We start from the raw sequence: 6,819 nt of genomic DNA on the forward strand, positions 1-6,819 counted from the left end.
GCTCACACGTTGTAGAGGTCGGTTTTGTACTTGGCCAGGTTCTCGGGCCGCATGAACCAGTCGATGGTCGCCTGCAGGCCCTCGCGGATCCCGTATTCCGGGGCGAAGCCGGTCAGGGCGCGGATCTTGGCGTTGTCGCACCAGAGCCGGAACACCTCCGATTTTTCGGGGCGGATGCGTTGCTCGTCGGTCACGAATTCGACATCGCTGCCCATCAGCTCGCGGATCAGCGCGAGCGTGTCGCCGACCGAGATCTCGAAGTTCGAGCCGATGTTGACCGTCTCGCCGACCGCCTTGTCGCAGCGCGCCAGCGCCAGGAAGCCGCGGCAGGTGTCGGCCACGTAATTAAAGTCGCGGGTCGGGGTGACGTCGCCGAGCTTGATCTGCCGCTTGCCGCTGGCGATCTGGCCGATGATGGTCGGAATCACCGCGCGCGCCGACTGGCGCGGGCCGTAGGTGTTGAACGGGCGCGCGATCGTGAGCGGCAGCTGGAAGCTGTTGTAGAAGCTCATCGCCATGGCGTCGGCGCCGATCTTGGAGGCGCTGTACGGCGACTGCGCCTGCAGCGGGTGCTGCTCGTCGATCGGCACGTATTGGGCCGTTCCGTAGACCTCGCTGGTGGAGGTGTGGATCACACGCTCGACGCCGTTCTCGAGCGCGGCCTGGCAGATGTTGAGCGTGCCCTTGACGTTGGTGTCGACGTAGCTGTCGGGCGCGACGTAGGAATACGGGATGGCGATCAGGGCGGCGAGGTGGAACACGATGTCGACGTCTTTGGTGATGTGCTTGCAGTAATGGGGATCGCGCACGTCGCCGCTGAGCACTTCGATCTCGTTGCGGCAGTCGACGTCCTCGAGCCAGCCCCAGTGGTTGAAGGAATTGTATTGCGAAAGCGCCTTGACCGCGTAGCCCTCGCGCACCAGCAGCTCGGTCAGGTGCGAGCCGATGAAGCCGTCGGCGCCGGTAATCAATATTTTCTTGTTCATCATGTGCAGTTGCTAAGGATGGTGTTGGATTTGGGCGGCGCCGGGCCGTCGCGCCGGATCTACCCGAGGCGCAGGAGGGCGCGCAGCGCCGCCCACTTCGCGGCCCGGCGCGGCTGGCGCAGTGCGTTCGCTAAAATTTCTACCAGAAAAGCCCATGTCACGGCGGCGGCGAACGCGAGCACGGTCGCGACCAGCACCAGCGCCGCGCGGCGCGGCTTGACCTTGTGCTCGGGCTCGACCGCGGCGTCGAGCACCTGGATGATCGAGGCATCCTTGGCCTCGTCGAGCCTGGCCAGCTCGTATTGCTTCGACAGCATTTCGAACAGCGTTTGGTGGTACCTCAGATCGCGCAGCAACTTGACGTTGTCCGGGCCAGCGCGCGTACCGGCGGCGGGCGCTGGGCCGGCGCCGCGCCCGTTTTCGAGCTTGTGCAATTCCGAACGCAGGCTCCTGAGCTCTTCGCGGACCTGCTTGTGGTCATGGTTGTTGGCCGTCACGAAGGCCTGCATCGCGTTGAGCTCGATGTCCTTGGCCGAGATCCTGGCCCGCAGGCCGCTGATGGTCTCGACGATCGCGCGGCTGTTGGCGTCGACGCTGGTCACGCCACGCGCGTCGAGCCCGCCTTTGAGCTGCTTCTCGGCCGCCTCCAGGTTGTTCTTGGAGATGACCAGCTGGCCCTCGAAGAACAGCCTGCGCTTGGCCGCCTCGGTCACCGCCAGCACCTTGTTCAACTGGACCAGCTGTTCGACATAGCCGTTGGCGAGGCCGACCGCCAGCTTCCTGTCCTCGCTCTCGACGTCGATCACGATCATGCCGTCCTTGCCCGCGGCAACCATGGTGTTCTGCGCCAGCAGGCGTCGCGCCTTCTCAAGCGACTCGGTGTCGAAGGCCTTGCGCAGATCGAATTTCTGGACCAGCTTGTCGGCCACGGCCCGGCTGCGCAACATGCCGATGTGCAGGTCGTTCGGGTTTTTCATCGCCGAGCCGCCCACGGCGGCGGCGACTCCGCCGAGTTGTGCCATCAGCGCCGCGGCGGACGACTGCGCCTGCTGCGGCGGCAGGATCTTGGTCGTCGCCTTGTACACGTTCGGCAGCAGCAGGCTGATCGCGGCGACGATGGCGCCGACGGCCAGCGGCAGCCCGATGATCAGCTTCTTGTGCTTGGCCAGCACGATCAGCAAGTCAAGGAAGTCGAGCTCGCTTCCGGGGACGGCCGGCTTCACATCCGCGGCGGTGGTCTGCATTTCATTCATACTCGGGAATCGCCAATGTTGGTCACGCTGTTGTGGGATGCTATTTCAAGACCTTGAGCGCGGCGGCGCCGAGGCCGAAGTTGGCGAATACCTGCGCCCACTCGCGGGTGCCCTGCATGAACCTGACCCAGCCGGTGCGGCGGTCCATGCGCTCGGGCACCACGATGCTGTCGCCGGGCATGACTTCGACCGCGCTGATACCGTCGAACAACCAGCTGCCCGGGCGCGAGATGACGCTGCCGTCGACGCGCACGATGAAGATGTTCTCGGCGTCGGCGGCCGGCTCGAGGCCGGACACCTTGATGTAGTCGGCCACCCGGGTGTTCGGGCGCCACAGCGGCGACGATTCCGCGCTGACGGCGCCGAACACGTGGACGAAGTCGGGCCGCGACGGCACCACCAGCCGGTCGCCATTCTCAAGCTTGAGCCGCGGCAGGGCGCCGAACGAGCGCGCGTCCGGATCCATGCCGAAGTTGATGCGTCCGGTCGGCTTGAGCCGGCGCAGGCGCGCCACCGCGTCGTTCGACGCCTGCAACTCGGCCTTCAGGCGGGACTGGTCCGGGGCGTCGCCCAAGTTGGCCATCTGGAACGACTGCTCGGACATGATGCGCGACTCGAGCCGCGCGGCGGCCTTCTCAAGATTGGCCTCCTGCTCCCTGCGCACCTGGTCGCGGTAGAACGCGGTGCCCAACAGATAGGCGCTGGCGGTGGGGCCGCCGGCGCGGGCCATGAGCGCGTGCAGGTTTTCGCCCGAGGTCATCTGATAGACGCCCGGCACGTTCACTTCGCCCTCGACGCGCACGAAGACGCGCCGTTTCGCCATCGGCACGAGCACGTCCTGCTGCGAGAAGATGGTGACGGTGTCGCCCGCCTGCAGGCGCACGTTGTCGGCGCCGGACGGATCGGAGAACACGCTTCCGAGGTTGAACGGGATCAGTTCGACGCTCAGGTCGGCGCGGTTGATCCGCTCGACGACGGCGTAGTCCCAGTTGATTTCATCGATCAGGCCGCCGATGCGCGCGGCGATCGTCTCGCTGCCCTCGCGCGACGGCTTGGCGTCGTCGCCGGCGCCGACGGCGCTGTTCTGGCGCAGGATGGAGCTGCGGGTGATGAGGTATTCACGGTTCGGGATCAGGTCGCCGACGCGCATGCCGGCGCGGAACGGCGTGCGGATCGCCTGGTCGACATTGCCGCGCAACACCACCGCGTTCGAGAAATCGGGCGTGATCGAGGTGATGTTCAAGACGTCGCCGTCCTTGAGCGCGCGCGCGAGGCCCTCGGCATTGAGGGCGAACCGCTCGACGCTGCGCGGCTGGCTCTTCCCCGCGTCGATGCGCTCGAGGAAGGCGCGGCGCGGATCGGCGACCACCGGCAGCCCGCCGGCCAAGTCGAGCAGCGCGCCGACCGTGTCGGCAGCGCCGCGCAGCTCGTAGACCGCCGGACGGTTGACCTTGCCGACCAGCGCGACATGGCCGGCCGCCGCGGGGATGACGATCACGTCGCCATCGTGCAGCTTGATGTCGGCCGATTTATCCCCTTTGGCGATGAAGCTGTACAAGTCGAGTTCCGCGGCGACCGCGCCCGCCCGCTTGACCTGCACGCGCCGCATGCTGCCGCCCGCGTTCGGCCCGCCGCTGGCGAACAGGGCCGTGACCAGCGTGGACATGCTCGACACCGTGTAGGTGCCGGGACGGCGGGCCTGGCCGACGACGTAGACGGTGATGGCGCGCAGCTGCCCGAAATTGACGTTCAGGGTGACGCCTTTGTAGAGTTTCGCGACCGCCCCCTGGATCACCCGCTCGGCGTGGCCGGCGCGCACGCCGCCGAGCACGATCGAGCCGATCCTGGGAATGTTGACGAGCCCGTTGCGGTCGATTTTCGCGCGGTAGTCGATGTCGATCGTGCCCCAGCCCCGGATCAACAATTCGTCGCCCGGACCGAGCGGGTATTCCGACGGCACCGGCGAATTGGCGATGGGCGCGAAGGTCGACGGCGCGTTGGCAAAAAAATCGGCGCCGAAGTTCGGCAGGTCCTGCCCCGAATTCTCGGCGATGAATTTCTGGAACTCGCTGCGCTCGGCGGGGCGGGCGGCGGCGCCGGCCGGCTTCCGCGCCGCGGCCGCCGGCGCCGGCTCCCCCGGGTCCGGCCGCGCAGCCGGCTCCTCCATGTCGGCGGGGGAGGGCGGCGCGTTGCTGATGCGCGTTCTCAGCGGCGGCGCAGGCGCCGCGTTCTCGGCGGGCGCCGGCTCCTGCCCGAATGCCTCGTCCTGCGCGTTTGTTTGCTGGGCGGACGCGGCAAGGCCGTGCAGCGCGAGGTTAAGTACTAAAAAACAACGAAGAAATCGGCGCATGGGCTAAGTTAAGAGTGATATATGGCAAAAATGAACTACTTAAGGGATACTTGTCCGGAAACCATGACCGGGACCAAATTTCCCGCCGAAGCCCCGCCCGCCGCGCCCCGAAGGCCGCCCCCCAAAACGACGCCGAGTATAGCACTTCGCCTTGACCAGCCGCACAACTTATTCATGAGCTTGTGCTAGCGCTTCCTGTCCGCGCATGAAATGATGCAGCCCAAACTTGGGATTTGGCGGACCGCGTCCGCTGTGGCGGCTGATTCCAATTGGAATCGCATGGCAGAAATGAGCCGCGGCAGGCGCCCGCGCCTAGCTCGTCCAGCAATTTTTTCGCGATCGCAGGGGAATGAAAGAATGATTTTCGTAACCGGCGGCGCCGGCTTCACCGGCGCCAATTTCGTGCTCGACTGACTCGCCCGCAGCGACGAGCCGGTGCTCAACTATGACAATTTGACCTACGCCGGCAAATTGCACAACCTCGCCAGCCTGGCCGGGGACGGGCGCCATCTGCTCGTCCCCCGCGACATCGCCGACAGCGCCCGGGTCGCCGCCCTGCTGGCGACCCTCCAGCCGCGCGCGATCGTCCACTTCGCCGCCGGAAGCCACGTCGACCGCTCGGTCGACTCCCCGGCCGCGTTCATCGCCACCAATGTCAACGGGACGTTCGGCCTGCTCGAGGCGGCGCGCGGGCATTGGCGCGCGCTGGCCGGACCGGCGCGCGCCGGCTTCCGCTTCTTGCACGCCTCCACCGACGAGGTCTACGGGGCGCTCGGAAGCGACCAGCCGGCGTCCACCGAAACCTCGCGCTACGCCCCGAACAGCCCGTACGCCGCGTCGAAGGCGGCCGCCGACCACCTGGTGCGCGCCCACCACCAGACGTACGGCCTGCCGGTGCTGACGACGCACAGCGCCAACAACTACGGCCCCTTCCACTTCGCCGAAAAACTGGTTCCGCTCATCATCACGCGCGCCCCCCGCGGGCCAGCCGTTGCCGGTCTGCGGCGATGGCCAGCAGATCAGGGACTGGCTGCACGTGGCCGACCATTGCGCGGCGCTGCGGCGGGTGCTGGCCGCGGGCCGCGCCGGCGAGGTCTACAACGTCAGCGGCGCCAGCGCGCTCACCAACCTCGCGGTGGTGCGCGCCCTGTGCGACATGCTCGACGAACTGGCCCCGCGCGGCGCCGGCGCGCGGCCCTCCCGCGACCAGATCGCCCTGGTCGGGGAGCACCCCGGGCACGACCGCCGCTATGCGGGCGACGCGGGCAAGATAGCGCGCGCATTGGGGTGGAAACCGCTTGAAACGTTCGAGGCCGGCATCAGGAAGACCGTGCGCTGGTATCTCGAGCACGAACAATGGGTGCGCGCGGCGCAGTCCGGGCACTACCTGGAATGGATCGAGAAGAAACTACGCGCGGCGCGGCGGCGCCGGGGAGGCGGCATGATGCCCGCGCCGCCGGAATCGCCGCGCCGCGCGCGCAAGGGCATCATCCTGGCCGGCGGGTCGGGCATCCGGCCCTATCCGGTGACGACGGTGGTGTCGAAACAATTGTTGCCCGTCTTTGACAAGCCGAGGATCTACTATCCGCTCACGACCCTGATGCTTGCCGGAATTAGTGATATTTTTATAATTTCAGCGCCACAGGACACACCGCGCTTCAAGGAGCCGCTCGGCCACGGCGCCCAGTGGGGGGATCGGCCTGCGCTACGCGGTGCAAGCGGCGCCCGAGGGCTTGGCGCAGGCATTGCTCATCGGACGTGGATTCATCGGCGGCGCCGACAGCGCGCTGCTCTTGGGCGACAACATCTATCACGGCCATGAATTGGAGCGGCAATTGCGCGCGGCCTCGGCGCGCCGCGATGGCGCGACCGTCTTCGCCTTCCACGTCAACGATCCCGAACGCTACGTCGTCGTCGAGTTCGGCAAAGACCGGCGCGCGCTCGGCATCGAAGAAAAACCGCCGCGGCCGAAGTCGAACTACGCGGTGACGGGCCTGTATTTCTACGACAGCCAGGTGTGCGACATCGCTGCGGCCGTCGCGCCCTCGGCCCGCGGCGAGTTTGAGATCACCGACATCCACCGCCACTATCTCGCCCGCTCACAACTGCGCGTCGAACTGTTGGGCCGCGGCATGGCCTGGCTCGACACCGGCACCCATGACAGCTTGCTCGAGGCCGGCCAGTTCATCGCCACCATCGAACGCCCATCAAGATCGGACTGACCACCCCT

General features: G+C 67.0%; 3 protein-coding genes and 2 pseudogenes. 2 read left to right on the forward strand and 3 right to left on the reverse strand.

Annotation, left to right across the window (positions count from 1 at the left end):
• Nucleotides 1-2 precede the first annotated feature (2 nt).
• Genes C7C56_RS09490 through C7C56_RS09500 form a run of 3 tightly spaced genes read right to left on the reverse strand, consistent with a single transcriptional unit; the run spans nt 3 to nt 4,589 of the window.
• The gene (locus tag C7C56_RS09490) at nt 3-989 is read right to left on the reverse strand and encodes an NAD-dependent 4,6-dehydratase LegB (protein WP_307719037.1); all 987 of its coding nucleotides are present in this window, start codon (nt 987-989) and stop codon (nt 3-5) included.
• A gap of 56 nt (nt 990-1,045) precedes the next feature.
• On the reverse strand, nt 1,046-2,230 hold the full coding sequence (locus C7C56_RS09495; RefSeq protein ID WP_106757197.1) for a GumC family protein: 1,185 nt from the start codon (nt 2,228-2,230) through the stop codon (nt 1,046-1,048).
• Between the two features lie 49 nt (nt 2,231-2,279).
• Nucleotides 2,280-4,589: an SLBB domain-containing protein gene (locus tag C7C56_RS09500; protein ID WP_229458501.1), complete on the reverse strand. Its 2,310-nt coding sequence runs from the start codon at nt 4,587-4,589 to the stop codon at nt 2,280-2,282.
• Between the two features lie 357 nt (nt 4,590-4,946).
• On the opposite strand from C7C56_RS09500, the pseudogene rfbB reads away from it, so the two are divergent.
• Nucleotides 4,947-5,997, forward strand: a pseudogene (gene rfbB / locus C7C56_RS09505) (dTDP-glucose 4,6-dehydratase); the annotation flags it as partial.
• Nucleotides 5,998-6,033: 36 nt separating this feature from the next.
• Nucleotides 6,034-6,793 (forward strand): annotated as a pseudogene (gene rfbA, locus C7C56_RS09510) (glucose-1-phosphate thymidylyltransferase RfbA); the annotation flags it as partial.
• Nucleotides 6,794-6,819: the final 26 nt, after the last annotated feature.

Source organism: Massilia glaciei, from assembly GCF_003011895.2.
In the GTDB taxonomy this organism is placed as follows: domain Bacteria; phylum Pseudomonadota; class Gammaproteobacteria; order Burkholderiales; family Burkholderiaceae_D; genus Telluria_A; species Telluria_A glaciei.

What these genes read in the sequence shown, in the direction of transcription:
- C7C56_RS09500 (WP_229458501.1), bottom strand. Translation starts at nt 4,589, where the DNA reads ATGCGCCGATTTCTTCGTTGTTTTTTAGTACTTAACCTCGCGCTGCAC.
- C7C56_RS09495 (WP_106757197.1), bottom strand. Translation starts at nt 2,230, where the DNA reads ATGCAGACCACCGCCGCGGATGTGAAGCCGGCCGTCCCCGGAAGCGAG.
- C7C56_RS09490 (WP_307719037.1), bottom strand. Translation starts at nt 989, where the DNA reads ATGATGAACAAGAAAATATTGATTACCGGCGCCGACGGCTTCATCGGC.